Origin of the sequence: Marinomonas mediterranea MMB-1 (genome assembly GCF_000192865.1) — a bacterium.
Lineage (GTDB): Bacteria > Pseudomonadota > Gammaproteobacteria > Pseudomonadales > Marinomonadaceae > Marinomonas > Marinomonas mediterranea.
In genome coordinates, this window is sequence record NC_015276.1 from 2,844,651 (window position 1) to 2,869,434 (window position 24,784).

Annotated in this window: 20 protein-coding genes, 1 tRNA gene and 1 pseudogene; 5 read left to right on the forward strand and 17 right to left on the reverse strand. The window is 43.9% G+C overall.

The features are described from left to right. Nucleotides 1-36: 36 nt before the first annotated feature. The 5 genes from lon to MARME_RS12970 all read right to left on the reverse strand — a co-directional run bounded on the left by lon (nt 37) and on the right by MARME_RS12970 (nt 6,156). Nucleotides 37-2,424, reverse strand: a complete 2,388-nt coding sequence (gene lon, locus MARME_RS12950) for an endopeptidase La (RefSeq protein WP_013661711.1) — start codon at nt 2,422-2,424, stop codon at nt 37-39. A 193-nt stretch (nt 2,425-2,617) separates the two neighbouring features. Next, nucleotides 2,618-3,901 (reverse strand): ATP-dependent protease ATP-binding subunit ClpX, encoded by a 1,284-nt coding sequence (gene clpX, locus MARME_RS12955; protein WP_013661712.1) that lies wholly within the window; start codon nt 3,899-3,901, stop codon nt 2,618-2,620. 20 nt (nt 3,902-3,921) lie between these two features. Beyond that, on the reverse strand, nt 3,922-4,554 hold the full coding sequence (clpP, locus tag MARME_RS12960; RefSeq protein ID WP_013661713.1) for an ATP-dependent Clp endopeptidase proteolytic subunit ClpP: 633 nt from the start codon (nt 4,552-4,554) through the stop codon (nt 3,922-3,924). 75 nt (nt 4,555-4,629) lie between these two features. Next, nucleotides 4,630-5,964, reverse strand: coding sequence for a trigger factor (tig, locus tag MARME_RS12965; RefSeq protein ID WP_013661714.1), 1,335 nt, complete (start codon nt 5,962-5,964; stop codon nt 4,630-4,632). Nucleotides 5,965-6,079: 115 nt separating this feature from the next. Then, nucleotides 6,080-6,156: transfer RNA gene (locus MARME_RS12970), tRNA-Arg, on the reverse strand. A 378-nt stretch (nt 6,157-6,534) separates the two neighbouring features. Between MARME_RS12970 and MARME_RS12975 the strand changes: the two genes are divergently transcribed. Next, on the forward strand, nt 6,535-7,308 hold the full coding sequence (locus MARME_RS12975; RefSeq protein ID WP_263053288.1) for a YihY family inner membrane protein: 774 nt from the start codon (nt 6,535-6,537) through the stop codon (nt 7,306-7,308). Nucleotides 7,309-7,359: 51 nt separating this feature from the next. Then, a complete protein-coding gene (locus tag MARME_RS12980) occupies nt 7,360-7,917 on the forward strand; it encodes a hypoxanthine-guanine phosphoribosyltransferase (protein ID WP_013661716.1) in 558 nt (185 codons plus the stop codon). A gap of 81 nt (nt 7,918-7,998) precedes the next feature. On the opposite strand, the pseudogene MARME_RS12985 reads toward MARME_RS12980, so the two are convergent. The 10 genes and pseudogenes from MARME_RS12985 to MARME_RS13030 all read right to left on the reverse strand — a co-directional run. Then, nucleotides 7,999-8,429, reverse strand: a pseudogene (locus MARME_RS12985) (helix-turn-helix domain-containing protein); the annotation flags it as partial. 106 nt (nt 8,430-8,535) lie between these two features. Further along, complete coding sequence (sthA, locus tag MARME_RS12990; RefSeq protein WP_013661717.1) at nt 8,536-9,930, reverse strand: Si-specific NAD(P)(+) transhydrogenase; 1,395 nt, start codon at nt 9,928-9,930, stop codon at nt 8,536-8,538. Nucleotides 9,931-9,951: 21 nt separating this feature from the next. After that, a complete protein-coding gene (gene nqrM / locus MARME_RS12995; protein WP_013661718.1) occupies nt 9,952-10,185 on the reverse strand; it encodes a (Na+)-NQR maturation NqrM in 234 nt (77 codons plus the stop codon). 94 nt (nt 10,186-10,279) lie between these two features. Continuing rightward, on the reverse strand, nt 10,280-11,293 hold the full coding sequence (locus MARME_RS13000) for an FAD:protein FMN transferase (protein WP_013661719.1): 1,014 nt from the start codon (nt 11,291-11,293) through the stop codon (nt 10,280-10,282). A gap of 64 nt (nt 11,294-11,357) precedes the next feature. Further along, on the reverse strand, nt 11,358-12,584 hold the full coding sequence (gene nqrF / locus MARME_RS13005; RefSeq protein WP_013661720.1) for an NADH:ubiquinone reductase (Na(+)-transporting) subunit F: 1,227 nt from the start codon (nt 12,582-12,584) through the stop codon (nt 11,358-11,360). A gap of 42 nt (nt 12,585-12,626) precedes the next feature. Then, complete coding sequence (nqrE, locus tag MARME_RS13010) at nt 12,627-13,235, reverse strand: NADH:ubiquinone reductase (Na(+)-transporting) subunit E (protein WP_013661721.1); 609 nt, start codon at nt 13,233-13,235, stop codon at nt 12,627-12,629. Next, nucleotides 13,235-13,897: an NADH:ubiquinone reductase (Na(+)-transporting) subunit D gene (locus tag MARME_RS13015; protein WP_013661722.1), complete on the reverse strand. Its 663-nt coding sequence runs from the start codon at nt 13,895-13,897 to the stop codon at nt 13,235-13,237. Before MARME_RS13015 ends, nqrE begins: the two co-directional genes overlap by 1 nt. A 2-nt stretch (nt 13,898-13,899) precedes the next feature. Next, nucleotides 13,900-14,697 (reverse strand): Na(+)-translocating NADH-quinone reductase subunit C, encoded by a 798-nt coding sequence (locus MARME_RS13020; RefSeq protein WP_013661723.1) that lies wholly within the window; start codon nt 14,695-14,697, stop codon nt 13,900-13,902. Next, a complete protein-coding gene (locus MARME_RS13025; protein ID WP_013661724.1) occupies nt 14,690-15,886 on the reverse strand; it encodes an NADH:ubiquinone reductase (Na(+)-transporting) subunit B in 1,197 nt (398 codons plus the stop codon). The genes MARME_RS13020 and MARME_RS13025 overlap by 8 nt, the downstream gene beginning before the upstream one ends. Nucleotides 15,887-15,889: 3 nt before the next feature. Next, nucleotides 15,890-17,227, reverse strand: a complete 1,338-nt coding sequence (locus MARME_RS13030; RefSeq protein ID WP_013661725.1) for a Na(+)-translocating NADH-quinone reductase subunit A — start codon at nt 17,225-17,227, stop codon at nt 15,890-15,892. Nucleotides 17,228-17,683: 456 nt separating this feature from the next. On the opposite strand from MARME_RS13030, the gene folX reads away from it, so the two are divergent. Genes folX through MARME_RS13045 form a run of 3 tightly spaced genes read left to right on the forward strand, consistent with a single transcriptional unit; the run spans nt 17,684 to nt 22,266 of the window. After that, nucleotides 17,684-18,052, forward strand: a complete 369-nt coding sequence (folX, locus tag MARME_RS13035; protein WP_013661726.1) for a dihydroneopterin triphosphate 2'-epimerase — start codon at nt 17,684-17,686, stop codon at nt 18,050-18,052. Between the two features lie 3 nt (nt 18,053-18,055). Then, complete coding sequence (mfd, locus tag MARME_RS13040; RefSeq protein WP_013661727.1) at nt 18,056-21,466, forward strand: transcription-repair coupling factor; 3,411 nt, start codon at nt 18,056-18,058, stop codon at nt 21,464-21,466. After that, a complete protein-coding gene (locus MARME_RS13045; protein WP_013661728.1) occupies nt 21,463-22,266 on the forward strand; it encodes a hypothetical protein in 804 nt (267 codons plus the stop codon). The genes mfd and MARME_RS13045 overlap by 4 nt, the downstream gene beginning before the upstream one ends. A gap of 158 nt (nt 22,267-22,424) precedes the next feature. Here MARME_RS13045 and MARME_RS13050 read toward each other — a convergent pair whose 3' ends face one another. Next, nucleotides 22,425-24,116: a methyl-accepting chemotaxis protein gene (locus tag MARME_RS13050; RefSeq protein WP_013661729.1), complete on the reverse strand. Its 1,692-nt coding sequence runs from the start codon at nt 24,114-24,116 to the stop codon at nt 22,425-22,427. Nucleotides 24,117-24,136: 20 nt separating this feature from the next. Continuing rightward, nucleotides 24,137-24,571, reverse strand: coding sequence for a BLUF domain-containing protein (locus MARME_RS13055; protein ID WP_013661730.1), 435 nt, complete (start codon nt 24,569-24,571; stop codon nt 24,137-24,139). Between the last annotated feature and the right edge of the window lie 213 nt (nt 24,572-24,784).

Here is a 24,784-nt window from a genome sequence, read left to right on the forward strand (position 1 = left end):
AGCCCTTCCTATGCCCTGTCAATACAGGGAACTGACCTAATGATGACTTACAGTTTCTTGTTCATCAACAGTTTTTTCTTTAGTTGAGGCAGTTTTTGCCTCTTTTGGTGAAGGAATGTACTCTAAGGCAACATCTAACACCTCATCAATCCATTTTACGGGTACAATTTCCATATCGGCGACGATATTGTCAGGGATTTCTTTCAAGTCACGGGCATTCTCTTTTGGAATAACGACCGTTTTAATCCCACCTCGATGGGCTGCGAGCAGCTTCTCTTTTAAGCCGCCAATAGGAAGAACCTCTCCTCGAAGTGTGATTTCACCCGTCATTGCAACAGACGCTTTGACCGGCACTTTAGCAAGCACTGAAACCATAGCAGTACACATCGCAATACCAGCACTCGGACCATCTTTTGGCGTAGCCCCTTCTGGAACATGCAAATGAAGATCGACCTTTTCATGGAAATCGTCATCAATGCCTAATGCAAGAGAACGACTTCTGACAACGGTGAGAGCAGCCTGGATAGATTCCTGCATAACATCACCAAGAGACCCCGTTTTAACGTGACGCCCTTTACCAGGAACACCTGCGGCCTCAATCGTCAACAGTTCACCACCAACAGACGTCCAAGCTAAACCAGTCACTTGCCCAATTTGATTTTTATCTTCCGCTTTGCCGTAACTGAATTTACGAACACCAGAAAAGTCTTCCAAATTTTCAGACGTCACTTCAACGGTAGTCTTATCTTTACTTAACGCTTGCTGCTTAACAACACGACGACAAATCTTACTAAGTTCGCGCTCTAAACCACGTACACCAGCCTCTTTAGTGTAGTATCGAACAACGTCCATCACGGCGTCATCAGCAAGTGCGATTTCTTTATCTTTAAGGCCCGCTAATTTAACTTGTTTAGGCAACAGGTAACGCTTCGCGATGTTAAGTTTTTCATCTTCTGTGTACCCGGGAATACGAATCACTTCCATACGATCTAAAAGCGGCCCCGGAATATTCATGCTATTTGATGTACAAATAAACATCACATCCGATAAATCATAATCCACTTCTAAATAGTGGTCATTGAACGTGTGGTTTTGCTCTGGATCCAACACCTCCAATAACGCAGAAGCGGGATCGCCGCGGTGATCCATGCCCATTTTATCGATCTCATCGAGTAAAAATAGCGGATTCTTAACCTTGACCTTTGCAAGCTTTTGAAGCAATTTTCCGGGCATCGAACCAATGTATGTCCGACGGTGTCCGCGAATCTCTGCTTCATCACGAACGCCACCCAACGCCATACGTACATACTTTCGATTTACCGCTTTAGCAATCGATTGCCCAAGAGAAGTCTTACCGACACCTGGAGGCCCTACTAGACACAATACAGGCCCTTTTACTTTCTTGACACGCTGCTGAACGGCCAAGAACTCTAATATCCGCTCTTTTACATCTTGAAGACCATAATGATCTTGGTTCAATACTTTTTCAGCATACGCAAGGTCATTGCGAACTTTGGAGCGCTTTTTCCATGGTAAAGAGATTAACCAATCTATATAGCCACGCACCACTGTTGCCTCAGCAGACATAGGTGACATCATCTTAAGTTTTTTAAGTTCGGCGTCGGCTTTTTCGGTAGCCTCTTCAGTCATACCGGCTTCAATAATTTTCTCTTGAAGCAGGTCCAGCTCATTACCTCCTTCGTCCATATCACCAAGCTCTTTTTGAATGGCTTTCATTTGCTCATTCAAATAGTACTCTCGCTGACTGCGCTCCATTTGTTTCTTAACGCGACTACGAATGCTTTTTTCAAGATGGGCGATGTCTAATTCACCGTCCATCAATCCCATCAAGTATTCTCCTCTCTCAATGAGAGAGATCAACTCTAGCACTTTTTGCTTATCTTCCAGCTTCAGGCTCATATGACCTGTAATACTATCTATCAATTTAGATAAATCATCGATGGATTTTACGGAAGTAACCACTTCACTTGGAATACGCTTGCTACCAGAAACATAGTCATCAAGCTGTTTAAGCAAAGCATTTCTAATCGCATCATACTCTGATTGATCTTCGTCTGAAGCGGCTAACTCATCAACCGTAGCGGAAATAAACTCTTCACCGTCGGACAAGGCATTTAGCGTTGCACGATATTTGCCTTCCACCAAAACCTTAACGGTCCCATCTGGAAGACGAAGTAATTGCATAATCTTAGCAACTGTTCCGACGTTATATAGATCTTCTTGAACGGGGTCGTCCTTAGAAGCATCTTGTTGAGCAACCAGAAAAACGAGCTTGTCGTCATCCATAGCGGCTTCAAGCGCTTCAATGGACTTTGTGCGACCAACAAACAATGGAAGCACCATGTGCGGGTAAACCACTACATCTCGTAGCGGCAACATAGGCAGTGTTAGCATATTTGACATATTATTTTCCAATCCGGGTCGCAGACTTATAATTGCGACGAGCTTTGTTGTATAGAGATTGGGACAAAGGGAGAAATTACAAGCGTTTCGTTCTAAGTATTGAACCTCTAGTAAGTATTTTGCAAATACTTTGCCATAAAAAAACCGAGTAGCGAACGCAACTCGGTTTTTAAAATCATATACGCCGTCTATTTTAGGCGTTATTTGCGGCTGAATCTTCTTTTTCTAAAAGCATCAATGGCGTCGACTCACCACGAACAGAGGCTCCATCCATGACAATTTTGACCACATCCGATCGATTTGGCAGCTCATACATGCAATCCAATAACGCAGATTCAAGGATACTACGCAAACCACGTGCACCGGTTTTACGCTCAAGTGCCAGATGCGCTGCTTCGCGCAAAGACTCATCGGTAAACTCTAATTCCACGCCTTCTAGGTCAAACAAATGCTGATATTGCTTAGTAAGCGCATTCTTCGGCTCACTCAAAATTGTCATCAACGCTTCTTCATCTAGTTCAGACAAGGTAGCAACAACAGGCAATCGACCAACGAACTCAGGAATAAGACCGAATTTCACTAAGTCTTCTGTTTCGACTTGGTGAATCGCTTCTGAGAAAGTACGACCTTCGTCTTTACTCTTCACGGTTGCCGAGAAACCAATACTACTTTTCTCAGTACGGTCACTTATGACACGCTCAAGTCCAGCAAACGCACCACCACAAATAAACAAGATGTTTGACGTATCTACTTGCAAAAATTCCTGCTGAGGGTGTTTGCGTCCACCCTGAGGAGGAACAGAAGCAACCGTGCCTTCGATCAATTTCAACAAGGCTTGTTGAACACCTTCACCTGATACATCGCGAGTAATAGACGGATTGTCGGATTTACGCGAAATCTTATCGATTTCGTCGATATAAACAATCCCTCGTTGCGCCTTCTCTACATCGTAGTCACAATTCTGAAGTAGCTTCTGAATAATGTTTTCAACATCTTCACCAACATACCCAGCTTCCGTCAGCGTCGTCGCGTCAGCAATCGTAAACGGAACATCGAGAACGCGCGCTAACGTTTGTGCTAGTAGCGTTTTACCGCTCCCTGTGGGGCCGATTAAAAGAATATTACTTTTACCGAGCTCAACTGGAGAGTCTTTACTACTTTGGTGACGCAAGCGCTTGTAATGGTTATAGACCGCAACAGCCAACACCTTTTTAGCGCGTTCCTGACCAATAACATAGTCATCAAGAGATTTACTCAACTTAAGCGGCGTAGGCAACTCATCAGAAGCTTCTTCAGCGTCATCCGTTTGCATTAACTCTTGTGTGATGATGTTATTGCACAAATCAACACACTCATTGCAAATGTAGACCGAAGGTCCCGCAATTAGCTTTCTTACCTCGTCTTGACTCTTACCACAAAACGAACAATAAAGTAGCCGATCAGAGTGGTCACCTCGGCTAAACTTATCATCAGACATTAAATCCCACCCTTAATAATTTAAGCTAGACGCTTTTCTAAAATATCGTCAATTAATCCATACTCTTTAGCAGACTCAGGATTCATAAAGTTATCGCGATCCGTATCCTCAGCCACCTTTTCAATCGGTTGGCCTGTATGATGAGCAATAATTTCATTTAAACGATGCTTAATAGACAAAATTTCGCGCGTATGAATCTCAATATCAGACGCCTGCCCTTGGTAGCCACCAAGCGGCTGATGAATCATTACTCGAGAGTTAGGCAAACAATAACGTTTACCCGCTGCGCCTGCTGTAAGCAACAGTGCTCCCATACTCGCTGCCTGACCGATGCACATCGTACTAACATCAGGCTTAATGAATTGCATTGTGTCATAAATCGACATTCCTGCGGTAACAGAACCACCAGGAGAATTTATGTACAAATGAATATCCTTATCTGGATTCTCGGATTCGAGAAACAACAACTGCGCTACGACCAAGTTAGCCATATGGTCTTCGACCTGACCAACGAGGAAAATAACCCTTTCTTTAAGCAGACGAGAATAAATATCGAAAGACCGTTCACCACGAGCGGTTTGCTCGATAACCATAGGGACAAGGCCATTACTTGTGATCGCTACAGGACCAGTAGTCGGGGTCATTAAATTCATATTGCATTCCTTAAAAACAAAAAAGCCGACATAGCATACGCTATATCGGCCTTGTATAGAATTATAAGCTAAAACTTATGCTTCTTCGCCTTCTTCTGCTTCTGCAGCTGGCGCTTCTGGCTTAATAGCGTCTTCATAACCCAAAGTGGATTCTACCACTTGAGCGCTTTCTAGAAGTTTATCAACAACTTGCTCTTCAAGTACAGCAGATTGAACCTGTGCCAACTGCTCTTTGTTGTTTAGGTAGAACTCTACAACCTGTTGAGGCTCTTGATAAGCTTGCGCCATATCTTCTAAGAAAGCCTTAACACGATCATCATCTACACTTAGTTCATTTTGCTTGATAACTTCTGAGATTAATAGTCCCAGTTTAGCACGCTTTGTTGCTTCATCTTGAAACAACTCCGCTGGTAGCTGAGAAGCATCAAAACCTTGACCACCAAATTGGCGAGCAGCTTGCTCACGTAGGCCGTCTACTTCTTGGTCAACCAAAGAAGAAGGTACGTCTAGCTCGTTGTTAGCTAATAGGCTATCAAACAGGCTGTTCTTTAGTTTAGCTTTAATCGCCTGACTTAGCTCGCGATCCATGTTTTTGCGTACTTCAGCGCGCAATGCATCTAGCGTTGGCTCATCGCCCAAACCAAATTTCTCAGCGAACTCGTCGTTCAACTCTGGTAAAATTTGCTCTGCAACTTCTTTTGCAGTCACTTTGAACGTAGCTGCTTGACCCTTAAGGTTTTCAGCTTGGTAGTCTTCTGGGAAAGTCACTTCGATAGTGCGCTCTTCGCCAGCCTTAATACCTTCTACGCCTGCTTCGAAACCAGGGATCATTGTGTTAGAGCCTAAAACCAATTTATGGTCGTCTGCTTTACCACCTTCAAATGCTTCATCACCGATGAAACCTTCAAAATCCATAGTAACTTGATCGCCGTCTTTCGCTTCACGCTCAACAACAGTCCACTCTGCGTTTTGTTTACGTAGAGTCTCTAGCATCGTATCAACGTCAGCATCTGTTACTTCAGAATTAACACGCTTAGCTTCAAGCTTAGAAGCATCAGCTAATTCGATAGTTGGGTAAACCTCAACTTTCGCTGTAAATTCCAGATCAGCGCCTTCTTCAATATTTTTTGGTTCGATTGAAGGCATGCCTGCTGGTTGAATAGACTCTGCTTGAACCGCCTCAATGTAGGCATCACGCATAATTTGCTCAACAGCTTCTAGGCGAATACCTTGACCGTAGCGTTTTTTCACTACGCTAACAGGTACTTTACCTTTACGAAAACCGTCAAGACGAACGGTCTTAGCTGTTTTAGCGACTTCAGCACTAACTTTTTCTTCAATACGGGCAGCAGGAACGCTGATTGTAAGTACGCGTTCGATAGGAGACGTTGTCTCTACTGAAACTTGCATAAAACTTCCTCTTGGGAGCTTGCTTCACTTGTTGACGTAGGCAATAGATGAAATCTTAGTAAGCAAAACAATCAACAAGACCAAAATTTGATTACATTTAAGCAATGGGCTGAAATGGCGCGCCTGAAGGGATTCGAACCCCTGACCGTCCGCTTAGAAGGCGGATGCTCTATCCAACTGAGCTACAGGCGCAAAACTCATTACGTTTTTCGTGGTGGGCTATTATAGAGATCGATTGTGTCCCGTCAACAGAAAGATATAAAAAAGCCCAGTTTTAATAAACTGGGCTAAAAATATGACATTTTGTCACCAAGGAACCGTAAACGGGTCAAGAAAAGATCTTGACTATTCAGCGGTACAAATATCACAAAAGGAACGGTTATATAGTATCCTCGACATTGAAGTAACGCAAGCCCAGTGCGCCACAATATTGCACTTTGCACTATCAATGTGCATTGTTAGTTTTATTTGCACATTTTAACGTTAAAATCCAGAAAACTCGGCGGAAAACAATTCAATATGCACGCATTAGACATTAGGTCACACTTAATTAACATCATGAAAGAGAGCGTGAAACGATTCAACAACAGCGCCACCTCTCAAAAAGCCGCCCAACTCACACTCGCTTCGCTCTTAGCCGCAGTTCCAATCATTACCATCATATTTGGTATTTTAAGCCTAACGCCCGCACTAAGCTCACTAGAATCCACTCTCATTGGCTTTATTGAATCAAACCTTGCTCCAGGCAGCAGCAACGAAGTCATAACCTATTTACTGAGTTTTTCAGATCAAGCTAAGAACCTTTCTCTTGCTGGCTTTGCGACACTGCTTCTCACCGCCCTATTATTACTAAATAGTTTTGAAAACAGTGTTCAGTCAATCTGGGGGATTCACGATAAACGCTCAATCAAAGATAAACTGCTTACATATTGGGCAATATTAACGCTTGGCCCAATCCTCTTAGCAGCATCGCTCAGCCTTTATGGCACTTTAATTTCTTATCAACTAGCAGGTATAGAGCTCAGCCAATTCATAGACAAACTCTTTGATATTGGTAAATTTCTAATTTATACCTTCATGCTGTTATTGCTGAACTATTTAGCCCCAAATACAAACTCCTCTATAAAACTCTCACTAATTTGCTCAGCCATCGGAGCCTTTTCCTTAATACTCCTTAACACCCTCTTCGCCAATTTCGCTCAGTTCTTCGCAAACTACCAAGTCATTTACGGTGCATTTGCGGCTTTGCCAATTTTTTTAGTGTGGCTGCAAGCAAGCTGGGTGATTGTGTTAGCGACTATTTGCTTAAATGCAACACTGCACGAATACCGCCAATCGCAATAATTAATTCAATGAGTTAAAATCAATCATCTTGTTATTTATGACCAATTAAATATGACCACTCAAAAGATTCAAGAACTAAACAACATTCTAGAGGAAGCCGACTGCTTGCTCAGCTCTGAAGAGCTAGACAACGCCATCGATACACTCGCCACTCAAATCACAAAAGATCTTGGCGATAAACTCCCGATTGTTATGTGCGTGATGAACGGAGGGCTAATCCCTACGGCCGCTTTGCTGGAAAAATTAGAGTTTCCACTTGAGCTAGATTATGTTCATGCAACGCGTTATGGGATGGAGCTTGAAGGACAAATCGAACTGAAGTGGCACAGCTACCCTCAAATTGATTTCAAAGGCCGTCATGTTCTTGTAATGGACGACATTTTTGATCAAGGACACACACTGAAAGCAATCGTGGAATGGTTCAAAGCCAATGGCGCCAAGAGCGTATCCAGTGCAACAACCGTCAATAAACTGCATGACAGAAAAGTAGAAATGACGCCAGAATACATTGGTGCAGAAGTAGAAGACAGATTCTTATTTGGCTACGGCATGGACTACAAAGGCTACTTTCGAAACCTTAAAGGCATCTACGCCGTTAAAGGCACCTAACAGAGTCTTGCTTACTACGCCGACATAACAGAGCAAACTGTCTCGTCCTAAAATCGTCAACGTATTTTAGGACGAGACAGTGCCAAGAAGCTGGCAAGAACGACTTAAACTGATTTTTTCTTCAGCTTGAAGGCGTCTCGCTCCTTGGCTATATACTTTTTTCTAAGGCTCATCCCGTGCTCAGCGTCCAGAATATCAACCACCGTATTGAGTAAACGATTTTTCAGTTGCTCATCTTCCAACTCTCGCTCTAGTCTTTTGATTGTTTGAGCGGGTGTTTCTTTTGCTTTCGGGGATTTAGACATGGGTCGCCTCACTTTGGTAGACCAATCCATTTTGCCGTGTTTTCGAAGCCAAGTCAGCACTGTTGATCGGCCTTGGATTCCATAGATCTTTTGAGCTTGCTTGTAAGTCATGTCGCCTTTTTCGACGGCCATCACTATCTGTAGTTTAAAGCCCATTGTATAGTCACGTTGAGTACGCTTGCGCTTGGTATTACTTGATGTCCCCATAATAGGTCTCCTAGGTGTAAACCTATTTCAGGACGGAACAAACAAACAAAAAAAGCCGCAAAAGACATTCTTTTGCGGCTTTTTAATATAACGTAACCAAAACAGCTTAAAACACTCGGTTAAAACCGTTCAGAGCCGCAACACGATAGGCTTCCGCCATCGTTGGGTAGTTAAACGTCGTGTTCAAGAAATACTTTAACGTATTCTGCTCACCTGGCTGCTTCATGATCGCCTGTCCAATGTGGACGATCTCTGACGCTTGGTCACCAAAACAGTGAATACCTAAAATTTCTAACGATTCACGATGGAATAAGATTTTCAACATCCCTACCGCTTCATCCGTTATTTGAGCACGTGCCGTGTTCTTAAAGAACGCACGACCTACTTCGTAAGGCACCTTTTCGCTAGTCAGTTCAGCTTCAGTTTTACCCACTGAGCTGATTTCAGGAATAGTATAAATACCAGTTGGCACCTCGCTAATGAAGTGACCACCCTCTATACCAAACATATTCGCGGCAACTGCGCGGCCTTGATCGTATGCCGCACTTGCTAGACTCGGCCAACCGATTACATCACCTGCCGCATATACGTTATCAACTTGTGTTTGATACGTATCATTAACCGCTAACTGACCTCTAGCATTTGCTTCTAGACCAATAGCATCTAACCCCAAATCTTTGGTATTACCAGATCGACCATTACAGAACAGTAGCGCATCTGCACGCAACTTTTTACCAGATGTCATGTGCATTACAACACCACGCTCTGTTGTCTCCACAGAGTCATATGTCTCATTGTGGCGAATCAACACTCCACTATCACGCAAGTGGTAACTCAATGCGTCGGTTATTTCATCATCCAAAAAGCTTAGTAACTTTTTACCTGGATTAATTAACTCAACCCTTACACCCAATCCACAAAAGATTGACGCATACTCAGAGCCGATGACACCAGCACCATAAATAATCAAAGATCGTGGAGTATGGCTTAAACTTAAAATAGTATCCGAGCAATAAATTCGAGGATGATCAAAGTCAATATTCTCTGGGCGGTATGGACGAGACCCAGTAGCGATAACCACTTTCTCAGCCACTAGTAATTCAGGACCACGCTCATAGGTGTTTACTTCAATTGTATTTGCATCCTTGAAGCGGCCACGCCCAAAAAAGATATCAATTCGGTTACGAGCGTAATATTCAGTCCGCCCCATAACCTGCTTATCAATCACCTTATTTGCGCGATTTAATACTTTAGGAAACGAAAACCAACGAGGTTCACCAATATCCCGAAACATCGGATTCGTATTAAACGCAATAATCTCTTTAACTGCATGCCTAAGCGCTTTAGACGGAATTGTACCCAAATGAGTACAGCTCCCCCCCACTTTAGGACTCGCTTCCACCACTGCAACACGCTTACCAGCTTTGGCTGCGTTCATTGCAGCGCCTTCTCCGGCAGGCCCTGTTCCTAATACAACGACATCGTAATGTCTCGTGGTCATAGTTTCCCCTTAAATTAATCTTTACTTAGAAGCGTCATAAAATTGATCTTCTGAATTAGCAGAGGCGCGTGCCTTTTTCGTTTCCTTTTCACATTTTCCTTTATCGCCACCGCAAATATCACAAGCGACTTCCATACCAAGTGCACTCATACCGCCACAAGAGCCGGAAATAGGCTTACGCCCCATAAGTACACCGACAGCCATTGCTGCTACAAGCAACAACATTAAAACAAACGCCAAAATGATGGTTAACATAAAACCTCCAACGTCGTATTACCCAAACCCAAATCAATCGGATGCCAACACTTTCTGTGTTAACACCGATACCGACGAATCATCGATAACGCTTTTAATTTAGATAAGGCTTAAACGCTTTTGAATATTCTTCTTTAAAACCGAAATCTTCTTTTACCAGCATATACGCGGCAATATCATTTCGCTCAGCAAACTCCAAGCCCTTTACAGGCCCCAAGACATTGATCGCTGTCGCCAAACCATCCGCTAACATCACACTATCTGAGATAATAGTAACAGAGACTAGTCTATGGGTAATGGGTTTTCCTGTTTTTGGATCTATTGTATGTGAATATCGCACACCATTTTTTTCAAAATAGTTACGATAGTCGCCCGAAGTTGCGATCGAAAGGTTATCCGCCTGAATCACTTTCTGAGCAATACTGTGTCCACCCGCAGGGCTCTCTACCCCGATCTCCCAATGAGCATCGTCTAGCTTCATCCCTTTAGTTCGAATCTCACCACCCACTTCTACAAGGTAATTATTGATTCCATATTGCTCCAGAGTAAGTGCAACCTGATCGACACCATAACCCTTTGCAATAGAAGACAAGTCAACATAGACATCTTTTGTCTTTTTCAACTGATTGCCATCTAAACTCAAGTAGTGATAACCAACTTTAGACTTAGCACTTTCAATCTCTTCCTGTGTCGGCACCCTATCTTCGTGCTTACCAGGACCGAACCCCCACAAATTAACAAGCGGCCCCACAGTAACATCATAAGCACCGTCGGTTAGCTCACTTATCTTGAGCGCGGCATTGACAACATAGGCAATATCATCAGAGGCCTCATAAGACTGACCTGCAGCAGAACGATTAAATAAAGACAACTCTGAACTGGGATCATAAGTTGACATCAACTTATTAACCTTAACCAACACCTGATCAACAGAGTCTTTAATCATCGCTTCATCAGGAGCGTTTTTATGAGTAATAAACTTAACCGTGTAGGTTGTCCCCATCGTGGGACCGGAGAACCCGACCAACTCAGGAGTAAATGAAAATAAACGATAAAGAACAGCGACGGCTACAATAGCCAGACCAGCTAGAAGTGCTTTGTTTCTCATATATTCTTCGCAAACACTATTAAAACAAAAGCCCACCAGAATGGGTGGGCCTTAGGGCTGGTGACTAGCCACCAAAGTCATCTAACAAGATGTTTTCGTTCTCGACTCCGAGATCTTCTAGCATCTTAATAACAGACGCATTCATCATTGGAGGCCCACACATGTAGAACTCACAATCTTCAGGCGCTGGGTGATCTTTCAGATAGTTTTCATAAAGCACATTATGAATAAATCCAGTGTACCCTTCCCAGTTATCTTCTGGCAATGGATCAGACAGTGCTAAATGCCACTTGAAGTTCTCATTTTCGCCTTGAAGCATGTCATACTCTTCCGTATAGAATGCTTCACGAAGACTACGCGCGCCATACCAGAAAGACATCTTACGAGACGACTTCAAACGCTTAAGCTGATCAAAGATGTGCGAACGCATCGGTGCCATACCAGCACCACCACCAATGAACACCATTTCAGCGTCAGTATCTTTCGCAAAAAACTCACCAAATGGACCATACACTTTAATTTTATCGCCAGGCGTTAAACTAAATACGTATGAAGACATTTGACCTGGAGGTACGTTATCTTTGCCTGGAGGCGGCGATGCAATACGGATATTGAATTTAACAATACCCTTTTCTTCAGGATAGTTTGCCATTGAGTAAGCGCGAATAATCGGCTCATCCACTTTAGAAACGAATTTCCAAAGATTGAACTTATCCCAATCCTCGCGGTACTCGTCATCAATAACGAAATCTTTGTAGTTTACAGTATGCGCAGGGGCTTCTAACTGAACGTAACCACCTGCTCTGAAATCTACATTTTCGCCCTCAGGAAGACGAAGCGTTAGCTCCTTGATGAAGGTTGCAACGTTGTCATTTGCCTCCACCGTACATTCCCAAGCTTTAACTCCAAATACCTCTTCAGGTACTTCCACATCCATGTCTTGCTTTACAGCAACCTGACACGAAAGGCGGAAGCCTTCTTTTTCTTCACGGCGAGTAAAGTGAGATTGTTCAGTAGATAGCATTGAGCCACCACCATTCATCACTTTACATTTACATTGCGCACACGTACCGCCACCACCACATGCAGATGATAGAAAGATACCGCTGTTTGCTAATGTTTGAAGCAACTTACCGCCAGCAGGCGCTGTCACTTCCTTTTCGCCATTGATGCGTATTGTAACGTCACCGGTGCTAACCAAGCGAGCGCGAGCAGCCAAAATAATGGCAACCAACGCAAGCACGATAGCGGTAAACATCACCACACCCAGAATGATTTCTAAGTTGACCATGTTAGTAAAACCTTCTTCTTGGTTGTCCTAAAGCATGCAGCATTAAAGCTGCACACCAGAAAATGACATAAAGCCCAAACTCATCAAACCAACAGTGATAAAGGTAATACCCAAACCACGTAAGCCTGCTGGAACATCAGAGTACTTAAGCTTCTCACGGATACCGGCCAACGCGGCAATAGCCAATGCCCAACCAACGCCAGCACCGACACCGTAAACGAGACTCTCACTGAAGTTGTAGTCACGCTCAACCATGAAAAGAGAGGCACCCATGATGGCACAGTTAACCGTAATTAGAGGTAAGAACACACCTAACGCGTTATACAACGCTGGCATATACTTATCTAACGTCATTTCGAGTATCTGAACAACCGCTGCAATAACACCGATATAGCTCAACAAACCAAGGAAGTTCAGATCAACATCTGGCAACCCAGCCCATTCAAGCGCACCGTCTTGCAGAAGGTTTTTGTAAAGCAAGTTATTAAGCGGAACCGTAATGGCCAATACCACTACAACCGCAATACCCAAGCCAATCGCTGTCTCTACTTTCTTAGAAAGGGCAAGGAAAGTACACATACCCAAGAAAAAAGCCAGCGCCATGTTTTCAACAAAAATGGCTTTAATAAAAAGACTGATAAAGTGTTCCATTAGTGCGCCTCCTGAACTCGTGAATTAGCAGCAATCTTGAATTCTGGTTCTTCAACCTGCTCAGTCTTGTACGCGCGAAGCGCCCAGATAACCAAACCGATTACGAAGAAGGCACTTGGAGGAAGAAGCATCAGACCGTTCGGTTGATACCATCCGCCATTTTGCACCGTAGCAAACACCTCGATACCGAACAGTTTTCCGGCACCAAACAGCTCACGGAAGAAAGCAACGATGATCAACATCGCACTGTAGCCTAAGCCGTTACCGATACCATCCAAAAAGCTCATTGCTGGGCCATTTTTCATTGCATAGGCTTCAGCACGACCCATTACGATACAGTTTGTAATGATCAGACCGACGAACACAGACAATTGCTTACTGATCTCGTACGCGAATGCTTTAAGCACCTGATCAACCACAATTACCAAAGACGCAATAATGATCATTTGTACAATGATACGAATACTGTTTGGAATATGGCTACGGATAGTCGCTATAAACAAGTTAGAAAATGCTGTTACTAGCGTCAATGCGACCGCCATAACCAAACTTACATTTAAACTACTCGTTACAGCCAACGCCGAACAAATACCCAGAATCTGCAGTGCAACCGGGTTGTTTGACAAGATAGGGCCAAAAAGAACCTTTTTCACATCAGACATGTTTACACTCCCTCTTTACGCAATTTTGCAAGGAAAGGACCGAAGCCGTTATCACCAAGCCAGTATTGAACCAAGTGCGTCACACCGCGACTTGTCAACGTTGCACCGGACAAGCCATCAACCTTATGAGAAGCTTCTGGATCAGAGCTATCAACCGCACCTTTAGCCAGACCGATTACAGCCTTACCTTGAGCATCGTAAACTTCTTTACCTTTCCACAACGCTTTCCAGTTTGGATTATCAATCTCGCCACCCAGTCCAGGGGTTTCTGCGTGCTCGTAGAAACCAAGACCAATCACAGTACTAAAGTCTTTCTCTAAGGCCATAAAACCGTAAAGAGTAGACCATAGACCATAACCGTGAACAGGAAGAATGATACGATCGATTGTATCGCCCGATTTAACCAAATAAACCGTTGCGAATTTAACTCGGCGCTTGATCGCTGCAGGATCATTTTCTCCGCTTAACGCGATAGACAAAGCAGGGTTACGAGACGCATCTCTTTGAACATAAGTGTCTAGATCAATACCCGCTGCATCCAACTCAGCCTGAGTTGCAAAACTTCCTGTTTCTAGATTTACCAAACGTTTTTCAATCGTTGAGAAAACCTCTGAAACAGAACGGTTAGGATCTAACATGTTTGCTGCAGACAAAATGTTTGTTTTACGGTCAAGGTCTTTATTGCTCTCTTGAATTGGCTTCAAGCCAACTGCTGCTGCTGCAACAAAGATAGAACAAACAAAACACAGAGAAAGCGCAACCGTAATGGTTTTTTTAATGCTATCGTTTCCACTAGCCATTGCGAGCAATCCTCCGCTTAATATTTGCCTGAACAATAAAATGATCAATAAATGGCGCAAATAAGTTTGCAAATAGAATTGCAAGCATCATGCCCTCTGGGTAAGCAGGGTTAACGACACGAATCAAAACAACCATTACACCGATCAAAGCGCCGTAGAAAAGCTTACCTTTGTTGGTCATCGAAGCCGAAACAGGGTCAGTCGCCATATACATCATACCAAACGCAAAGCCACCCATGACTAAGTGCCAGTACCAAGGTGTTGCCAACATCGGATTGGTGTCAGAGCCTATTGCGTTAAACAATAGAGACGTGAGCACCATGCCAAGCATAACGCCTGCGACAATTCGCCAGTTAGCGATCCTCATTATCAATAAGGCACAACCACCAATCAAAATAGCGAGAGTTGACGTTTCACCCATCGAGCCCTGAACAAAGCCAAAGAACGCATCAGACCAAGAAATACTCAACGCATCTACGCCACCTGCGGCAGCTTGACTAAGCATAGTCGCCCCAGAGAAGCCATCCACTGCCGTCCAAACAGCATCACCAGACATTGAAGCAGGGTAAGCGAAGAACAAGAACGCACGGCCAGCAAGCGCAGGGTTAAGGAAGTTTTTACCCGTTCCACCAAAGACTTCTTTGCCAAGCACCACACCAAATGTGATACCCAAAGCAACTTGCCACAAAGGAATAGTCGCAGGCAGAGATAGAGAGAACAGAATAGACGTTACGAAGAACCCTTCGTTCACTTCGTGTTTACGAACAGCTGCGAACAAAACTTCCCAGAAGCCACCAACGACAAAGGTGGTCAAATAGACAGGCAAGAAATACATCGCGCCATAAATCATATTATCCCACACACTTGATACATCGTACGTCGTTAACGCACCGATGATCGCATGACGCCAAGATTCACCACCATCAACACCCATGGCGTCCATCGCACTATTGGCTTGCAAACCTATGTTGTACATTCCAAAGAACATAGCAGGGAAGGTACACATCCAAACCAAAATCATGATGCGTTTCATATCAACCGCATCGCGAACGTGTGCATTGGTCTTTGTTACACTGCTCGGGCGGTAAAAAATGGTATCAACCGCTTCGTAAAGCGCGTACCAGTTTTCATACTTACCGCCACTATGGAACTCAGGTTCCATTTTATCAAGAATTTTTCTAAGACCCATAACTTAACCCTCTTTCTCAATCAGAGTTAGACAATCCCTAAGGATTGGGCCGTATTCAAATTTACCAGAACACGCATAGGTCATCAGAGCAAGATCTTCTTCATCTAACTCCAACACACCAAGCTTTTGAGCCACTTCTGTGTCATTAACGACGATAGAACGCAGCAATTGTGTTGGTAAAATATCCATCGGCATCAAGTTTTCAAAGTGACCTAAAGGTAACATCGTACGATCACTACCGTTTGTGGTCGACGTCATATCAAAGCTAGTTTTACCTAACAATTTAGATAAGAACACATTTAGAACAGAGTGCTTTTCAACACCTGCACGTAAATAGTGCATCATTTGACGTTCGCGGCCTTCACGAATAACCGAAACTTGATTGTGGTAACGACCGACGTAACCATATGGTCCAGACGCCTTACGTCCAGAAAGCACAGAACCTGAAATAATACGGTTCTCGCCTTCTTTTAGCTCACCTGCAACAATCTGATCTAGATTCGCGCCTAAGCGCGTACGAAGTAGACGAGGATTATTAACTTGAGGACCACCGAGTGAAATAACACGATCAGTATACAATTCACCCTGAACAAACAGCTTGCCAATCGCAACAACGTCTTGGTAGTTAACACTCCAAACGACTTTGCTATCACTCACTGGATCCAAGAAGTGGATATGAGTACCGGCTAACCCTGCTGGGTGAACACCACCAAACTCTTCTACTGTAACATCAGAGGTTGTTGGAATTTTACTTCCAGGTGCCTTACACAAGTACACTTTACCTTCGGTCAAACGAGAAAGAACCGTTAAACCATCAGCAAAAGCTTCTGCGTTGTCAGCCAACACAAGTTCTGGGTCGGCAGCTAAAGGATTTGTATCAATCGCCGTCACAAAAATAGAGCGAGGCGCAGTATCAACTGCTGGCACTTTTGAAAATGGTCGCGTGCGAAAAGCGGTCCATAGTCCAGAGTCAACTAAATTCGTTACAACAAGATCTCGATCTAAAGAGTTCAAATCTGAGCCCGCATACTTCGCGAACTCGACAGAATCATCGCCTTCTACATCAATCACTACCGACTGTAACATACGACGTTCGCCACGATTAATCGTAGAAACGACGCCTGAAGCGGGCGCAGTGTACTTCACACCTTCCGTTTTCTTATCTGTGAAGATAACCTGTCCCTTTTTGACCTTGTCACCTTCCTTGATCAGCATAGTAGGTTTCATACCATGGTAATCAGGGCCGATAACCGCAACCGACTTCGCTGCAGGAGCATTATCAATCTTTTGATTGGGGGCTCCGCTAATCGGTAGATTTAGGCCGTTTGTAATTTTATACATATGTTCTGCCCAACAATGAAATTGAACACCAAAGCGTTTGTGCCTTCAAACTAGATTCCCCTCCGGGACAACAACCCAGTTTCTAATAAACGTCTTTTATGACATTTAAAAAACACAATCTCACTTCACCAAAAAACCGGAGTATTATAGAGATCATTAGTTCCTTTGACTACCATGTGGTAATTCCTTTACCACCGTTCTTTGCATTTTTCTTGCTAAATAACGAAATAAATCTCATAAAATGGAGAAAAAATCGCCAACGGTTCACCATATTGTTATTAAACGACTATTTTGTTTTTTCATTGCCAACGCACTCCTTCCAGAATATACCTGCAAATTTCCATCATGACGCGGTTGCCACACTATTTTAAAACCGAGACAATATCGGCAGCGTAAAACCCGTGGCAACAGAAACACCAAACAAACTATTGATCTATCAAATTTAGGAGTTAAGCATTGCAAAGCCATCACGCCAAAATATGCATAAAGGATCTTCGATTAAGGACCTACATAGGCTTCAATGATGAAGAGCGCAGTAACAAACAAGATGTTATTATAAACGCCTCTATTGAATACCCAGCTACCAACGCCTGCTCAACGGACGATGTCGATAACGCAGTTAATTACAAAACCATTTGCAAGAAAATCATCGCGCATGTCGAAGCAAACCGTTTTTTACTACTGGAAAAGTTGGCTGCTGATGTTCTGGACATTTGCCTCGAACCTAATCAAGTCAAAAAAGCATCCGTCGAAATAGACAAGCCACACGCTCTTCGCTTTGCAGATTCTGTTTCTTTCACCTTAACCGCCTCTAAAGACCAATAACTTATGGACAACCGCTTCAAGCTAAACACTAAGCCTGGCTACAAAAACACCTTCCAAGGTATACCTAGCACATTACATGCCGTACAGCTTCTTGAACTCAGCAAAACAAACTCATGCCCTATTTTGTTTATAGCAAACACGGTTTCAGAGCTTAATGACCTTGAAGACGCGCTGTCCTTTTTAATAAAGAATGAAACCGAAGTACTGCGATTTAGCGAATGGGAGACCCTACCTTACGATGCTTTTTCACCGCATCAGGATATTATTTCTCAACGCTTAGAAACACTAGCAAACCTTCGTGACACAAAATCATCCATCATATTAACCACTATAAATGCGGCAATGACTCGGCTATGTCCAGCAAGCCACATAGACTCACAACGCTTCCACGTTAAAACCGATCAAAGCGTTTCTACAGAGACATTGGCTAACCGCTTAACGAATGGCGGCTATTTAAATGTAGACACTGTTCGAGAACACGGCGAATTTTCTATACGCGGCGCTCTTATGGATGTTTTTCCGATGGGAGCGGACGCCCCTATTAGGATTGACTGGTTCGACACTGAAATAGACAGCATCCGATACTTTGACCCCGAAACACAGCGCAGCACAGAGAAAGTTAAGGAAGTAAAAATACTGCCTGCGAAAGAGTTTCCAACGACTCAAAATGGCATACAATTTTTTCGTCAGCGCTTCAGGGAACGTTTCGACGTTGACCCGTTATCGAGTCCTATTTATCAAGACATATCATCAGGACTCATGCCTGGAGGCATCGAGTACTACCTGCCTCTTTTCTTCGAAGAAACGGATTGCCTTTTTGACTACTTACACAGTAGTACCTGCATCGTTAGAAGCAAGACAGTCAATGACTATATTGCCTCTTCACTGTTGGATATAAAATCTCGACACGAGTCATTAAACTACGATCTAGAGCGACCAATACTCACGCCAAAAGAAGTCTTTCTAGAAGACAGCGAAATATTTGCCGAGTTAAACAAATTTGCCGCCGCAGTCTTTGACGAAGAAGGCACAAACGACGTCTTCTCTACGATACCCGAGCTCACCGTCAACTCTAAACTCGACAACCCACTAGAGAGCCTAAGCAAGTTTCTACAATCACAAAACCTGCCTATCTTAATCTGCGCGGAAAGCGCCGGCAGACGAGAGGCTTTAATAGAGCTGTTAAACAAGAACAACCTAAAACCAGAATACATAGGCGACTGGCAACGATTCACCGACAAGAAACCCACGTTTGCGATAACAGAAGGACTTCTAACGCGCGGCTTCATTCAAAACGAAGCCTACGCAGTCATTGCAGAAAGCGAACTCATGGGTGAGCGTGTGTCTCAACAAAGACGACGCAAACACTCCGACGTAAACGAAGATGCGATCATTCGAAATTTGACCGAGCTTCGCTTAGGCGCGCCTGTTGTCCACATCGATCACGGAGTTGGCCGTTATCTAGGACTTACCAATTTAGAAATAGACGGACAGGAAACTGAGCTACTGACGCTTGGCTACGCCAACGAAGCAAAGCTTTATGTCCCGGTATCGTCCCTACAGCTTATTTCAAGATACACGGGCGCTGACGAAGACAATGCACCACTGCATAGACTGGGCACAGAAAAGTGGAGCATCGCCAAACAAAAAGCCGCAGAGAAAGCTCGCGACACAGCGGCGGAACTGTTAGAAATATACGCAAAACGTGAAGCACGATCAGGCTACGCATTTTCCAAACCAGACGACCAATACGCCTTATTTTCAGCCAGCTTTCCATTCGAAGAAACGCCAGACCAACAAATGGCAATTGACGCTGTTATAAAAGACATGTCAACGGGCAAACCGATGGATCGTTTAGTATGTGGTGACGTTGGCTTTGGTAAAACTGAAGTCGCAATGCGTGCTGCCTTCTTAGCGGTTCAAAGCGGCAAACAGGTTGCTGTCTTAGTGCCAACCACACTGTTAGCCCAGCAGCACTACGAAAACTTCTGCGACCGCTTTGCGGACTGGCCTGTTCAAATTGAACTACTGTCCCGTTTTCGATCAGGTAAACAAACAAAAGAAGCCATCTCTCGACTTGAAGAAGGCAAATCGGACATCGTCGTTGGCACACACAAACTCATACAGGGCGACATCCAGTTTTCCAATTTGGGACTGGTAATTATCGATGAGGAACATCGATTTGGCGTAAAACAGAAGGATCAGTTTAAAGCACTTCGAGCAGAAATCGACGTACTAACACTGACTGCAACACCAATCCCTCGTACATTGAATATGTCGCTGTCCGGCATCAGAGACCTTTCAATCATTGCAACACCGCCTGCGAAACGCTTATCAGTCAAAACATTCGTCAAGAAAAAGGACGATCACCAAATTAAAGAAGCCATTTTGCGGGAACTGCATCGCGGTGGACAGGTTTACTACCTTCATAATGAAGTCGAGACCATTCAAAAAGCCGCCGAATTCATAACAGAACTGGTACCTGAAGCACGCGTAATAGTCGGTCATGGACAAATGCGTGAACGAGAACTAGAACAAGTCATGTCAGACTTCTACCACAAACGTTCCAACGTTCTAGTGTGTTCGACTATTATCGAAACAGGCATCGATATCCCGAACGCAAACACCATCATCATAAACAGGGCCGACAAATTTGGCCTTGCTCAACTTCACCAACTTAGAGGTCGGGTCGGCCGATCACACCACCAAGCTTATGCTTACTTACTAACCCCTCAAGACCGAAAAGTAACAGGCGACGCAGAAAAGAGGTTAGAAGCCATTACCATGGCCGACACGCTTGGAGCAGGCTTTACACTTGCCACACACGACTTGGAAATTCGCGGAACAGGTGAACTACTAGGCGAAGGTCAAAGCGGCCATATCGAGCACGTCGGATTCTCGCTGTTTATGGAGATGCTCGATCGGGCAGTCAAGTCGCTTAAAAACGGAGAAGCCCCCAACGTGGACATCACCTCTCCAATGCAAACTGAGATCAACTTACGCATTCCCGCTCTCATTCCAGACGATTACCTAGGCGATGTGCACACACGACTCATGCTCTACAAGCGCATTGCAAATGCGGAAACCGAGGACGCTCTAAAAGAACTACAAGTCGAAATGATCGACCGTTTTGGCTTACTGCCCGACGCAACCAAAAACTTATTTAGGCAAACAAGCCTAAAGTTAAAGGCCGAAAAATTAGGTATAGTAAAAATAGAAGCCAACCAAAAAGAAGGAAAACTTCATTTTGGTAAAGAAACACCGGTTGATCCGATGAAACTCATCCAGCTCATTCAGAAAAAGCCAAATCAGTTTAGATTAGCTGGAGCAGACACCTTGCGATATGTTGTAAGCATGACCAGTGCCGACGACAGATTCCAACAAACCTATAAGACCTTGGAACTATTACATTGAAATTCGCAAAGCTACTCATAATCACCACCGCATTTACAACGTACTCTTACGCAACAGAGATCGACTTAGCGAGTATTGATCCCGATAAGGCACGAGCATACCAAGCCTACCTCCTCACATTTGAGTGGCCACAAGGCACATCCACGGAGGAAATAACGTACCAAGAGATCAAAAACAGCACGACGATCCCATCGTACGACATTCCAGTGGACAGCGCTGACAGCACCACCCTGCCAGCCACGATAGAACCTCTATTTAATACATTTGACCGGTTCAATGAAAAAGTAGGGAAGCACGCGAAAATACTCGCTAATGAAAAGTGGACCCTGATATTCCCAGAAGCAGGTTTCACCCATCATGAAACATTTCACAGTACGGTAAACGAGAACGGGTATGCTGATTTGTCAGGAGAGTTTTCGGTCAAACTAGGACGCTATCTTGAAACAACGCTGAACTATCATCACTATTTGTTCGCGCATGATGAGAGCGACTTAACGCCGTCTGCACTGCCCCAAGACAATAACGTGGATCGCCCTCAAAGCGATACCGAGAACACGGATGCCGCACCAATAGAAAACACGACATTTAATAGACCAACCAAAGTATTTAATTTAGCGCTGAAAAACAAAACCGCCAGCAAGAAAATTAATTACCTAGACCACCCCATTATCGGAACCCTTTTGTACTTTGTTCCGATGGAACTGGAAGACGCCATTGAACAAAAAGCACTAGAGTCCTTTACCCCAGATTTGGGAGAAAACAAAACCCAAGAAGACCTGACCTCAAATGAGCTTGAATAAGGTTCTCAATAAACAAAAAAAGGCCTTTCGAAGAAAGGCCTTTTTTATTCACTCTACATTAATTGTTTATACGAAATAACCGCTTCAAATTAGCCATACTTCGCTGTAACGAACGATCCGTCAACCCAGCATACTAGCCAGTACCTAAGCGATGTGCACTACACCTTGAATTGATTCAAATCCGAATTCAGACTCACTACATTCGTCGCGATATTTTCATTAGCCTCCGCAACCTGCTGAGCGTCAGCGCTTGTGTCCTGAGCGATCGTATTAATGTTTTCAACATTGCCTTGAATCTGAGCTGCGACCGTAGATTGCTCTTCAGCAGCGGCGGCAATTTGACGGTTCAAGTCGGCTATTTCGTTTACAGCATGCACGGCATTATCAAAATGATCTGCCGTTTCACGACCTATCTCTAAGCAGTGCTGTGTTATCTCTACCCCTTTATTCATGCGAGACATGGCGTCTTCAGCGCCTTTCTGAAGGTTCTCGACCAAGTTTTGAATATCAACAGTCGATGTTTGTGTTCTTTGAGCCAAAGAACGTACCTCGTCAGCAACAACTGCAAAACCTCGACCAGACTCGCCAGCCCTCGCAGCCTCAATAGCAGCATTCAAAGCCAATAAATTAGTTTGTTCGGCAATACCTTGAATCGTGTCCAATACCGCACCAATGTTATCGGTCTCTTTTACTAAATTATCAATACTGTTTGAGGTATCTTGAACCTCTTTAGACAACTGAGAAGTAATTTTCTGATTCTCTTCTGCCGCAGTCTTACCTTTAGAGACAAGCTCACGCACATTATTGGCGACATCAGACGCTTCCATTGTGCTTCGCGCCACTTCACTTGTCGCACTACTCATTTGATCGATAGCACTGGCCACCACTGCCGTTTCCGTTTTCTGCCTCTCAACACCCTCTAACGTATTATGAATAACGCCGACCGCTGATTCGGAACTTGCATTAAGTGAGTCGGACGACTTAGACACATTGACAATAATTCCATGCAGCTTGCCCATAAACAGATCTAACTTATTCGCAACATCGCCAAGTTCATCTTTGGCATCAAGGTTCATGCGTAATGTGAGATCACCCTCACCTGAGACCAAATCTTCCAATCTTGCCATCAGCTTTTTAAGTGGGCGAGTAATGGATAGGCCAACCGAGTACGCAACCACCACACCCAACACAATAGAAACCACCAAGGCCACAATAATGACCGTTACTGCGTTCTGCTCATCTTCATAGGCAATAGCAGCGGAATTAATTGAAAACTGCTGAACCTCGTTCAGAACCTCAATAAGATGCTCATCCAATGCCTCGTTTGCATGCTCAATAGCTGGAATTTCATCTAACGCGCTTTCAATACCATCGTCAGTAATATGCTGCAAAAAGACAGCAACCATTCGCTCCACTTCAAAGTATTCGTTCTCTACTTTTTTGTACTCTACGAGAACGTGATCATATTCCTTTTTCGCTTCGCTGGAATGCACTTCTGCTTTTAGCGTCACGATAGTCTGCTCGGCCTCGACAATTTCGTCGTGGAGCTTTTTCATGTTTTTGTTAAGCTTCGCAATCAGATCCGCAGACTCTGCAGAGATATCTTTACCTTTGACCTTATCCAATAGCGCGTGAGAAATAACCTTTTCAATGGCGACGGCATTCTGCAATTGATGCTCAGTGACCAGCGTCAGAGTTTCAGTTAGAGGGAGATGATCATGAGCGATCTCTTTGATTTCGCCTCCTATTTTTGCCATTTGGGAAATTGAGAACAACCCAACAACCAAGAGCAAAGCAATTTGCATCACCGTCATTATTATCAGTTTATTAGATATCTTGAACCTGGACATAGAGCCCCCTTACAATACTCTTAGAAAATAAGCTCTCGTGTTTTGTCTCGAAAGCTAGTCAGAACTTTCAATGCAAAGTCGGCATCTTCCGAAACGAAGTGCTCTAACTTGTCATCGCTTAAAAATAACGTCATCTTGCTCGTATCGTCGACCACGTCTCTTGTCAGGTTTCTAAAACCCATTCTCCAATCTGCGAAGCGGCGACTTTGAACGATAGCCTTTCGCAAACAGACCACTTTTGAATGACGAGTATCTTGCTTGATTCGCTCATAAAGCGGCTCAACGTCGCTAGATTCCCCCTCCAATACCTGAATAAAGGTCCCTGCGCCGTTATACAAAAGCACGCCTGACACGCCGTTGCGACCATTATTGGCACGGAAAGACTCCAACATCGACATCAACTCCGCATCAGAGAAATGATGCTCAGCCCTACTTAGATAGGTGATGGAAATCATGGATTTGATCCTTGAATAACGCTTATATAAAAGTCTTATATTAGATAATGAAGCAATCCTACTTCGTTTACCGTTGGAATATGTGTTTATTTTGTGACTTTTTGCTAACACCAAAAGCACCGCCACAGGTCTAAGAGTGATAAGTAAACCTTATACATCCACATCATTTTAATGTCTTTTATCAAAATTAGATTTGTTTTGTGGCACTTCCGT

Bases quoted from the DNA above. Each gene is read 5' to 3' on its own strand.
- lon (WP_013661711.1), bottom strand. From the start codon at position 2,424: ATGTCAAATATGCTAACACTGCCTATGTTGCCGCTACGAGATGTAGTG.
- clpX (WP_013661712.1), bottom strand. From the start codon at position 3,901: ATGTCTGATGATAAGTTTAGCCGAGGTGACCACTCTGATCGGCTACTT.
- clpP (WP_013661713.1), bottom strand. From the start codon at position 4,554: ATGAATTTAATGACCCCGACTACTGGTCCTGTAGCGATCACAAGTAAT.
- tig (WP_013661714.1), bottom strand. From the start codon at position 5,964: ATGCAAGTTTCAGTAGAGACAACGTCTCCTATCGAACGCGTACTTACA.
- MARME_RS12980 (WP_013661716.1), top strand. From the start codon at position 7,360: ATGACCACTCAAAAGATTCAAGAACTAAACAACATTCTAGAGGAAGCC.
- sthA (WP_013661717.1), bottom strand. From the start codon at position 9,930: ATGACCACGAGACATTACGATGTCGTTGTATTAGGAACAGGGCCTGCC.
- nqrM (WP_013661718.1), bottom strand. From the start codon at position 10,185: ATGTTAACCATCATTTTGGCGTTTGTTTTAATGTTGTTGCTTGTAGCA.
- MARME_RS13000 (WP_013661719.1), bottom strand. From the start codon at position 11,293: ATGAGAAACAAAGCACTTCTAGCTGGTCTGGCTATTGTAGCCGTCGCT.
- nqrF (WP_013661720.1), bottom strand. From the start codon at position 12,584: ATGGTCAACTTAGAAATCATTCTGGGTGTGGTGATGTTTACCGCTATC.
- nqrE (WP_013661721.1), bottom strand. From the start codon at position 13,235: ATGGAACACTTTATCAGTCTTTTTATTAAAGCCATTTTTGTTGAAAAC.
- MARME_RS13015 (WP_013661722.1), bottom strand. From the start codon at position 13,897: ATGTCTGATGTGAAAAAGGTTCTTTTTGGCCCTATCTTGTCAAACAAC.
- MARME_RS13020 (WP_013661723.1), bottom strand. From the start codon at position 14,697: ATGGCTAGTGGAAACGATAGCATTAAAAAAACCATTACGGTTGCGCTT.
- MARME_RS13025 (WP_013661724.1), bottom strand. From the start codon at position 15,886: ATGGGTCTTAGAAAAATTCTTGATAAAATGGAACCTGAGTTCCATAGT.
- MARME_RS13030 (WP_013661725.1), bottom strand. From the start codon at position 17,227: ATGTATAAAATTACAAACGGCCTAAATCTACCGATTAGCGGAGCCCCC.
- mfd (WP_013661727.1), top strand. From the start codon at position 18,056: ATGGACAACCGCTTCAAGCTAAACACTAAGCCTGGCTACAAAAACACC.
- MARME_RS13050 (WP_013661729.1), bottom strand. From the start codon at position 24,116: ATGTCCAGGTTCAAGATATCTAATAAACTGATAATAATGACGGTGATG.
- MARME_RS13055 (WP_013661730.1), bottom strand. From the start codon at position 24,571: ATGATTTCCATCACCTATCTAAGTAGGGCTGAGCATCATTTCTCTGAT.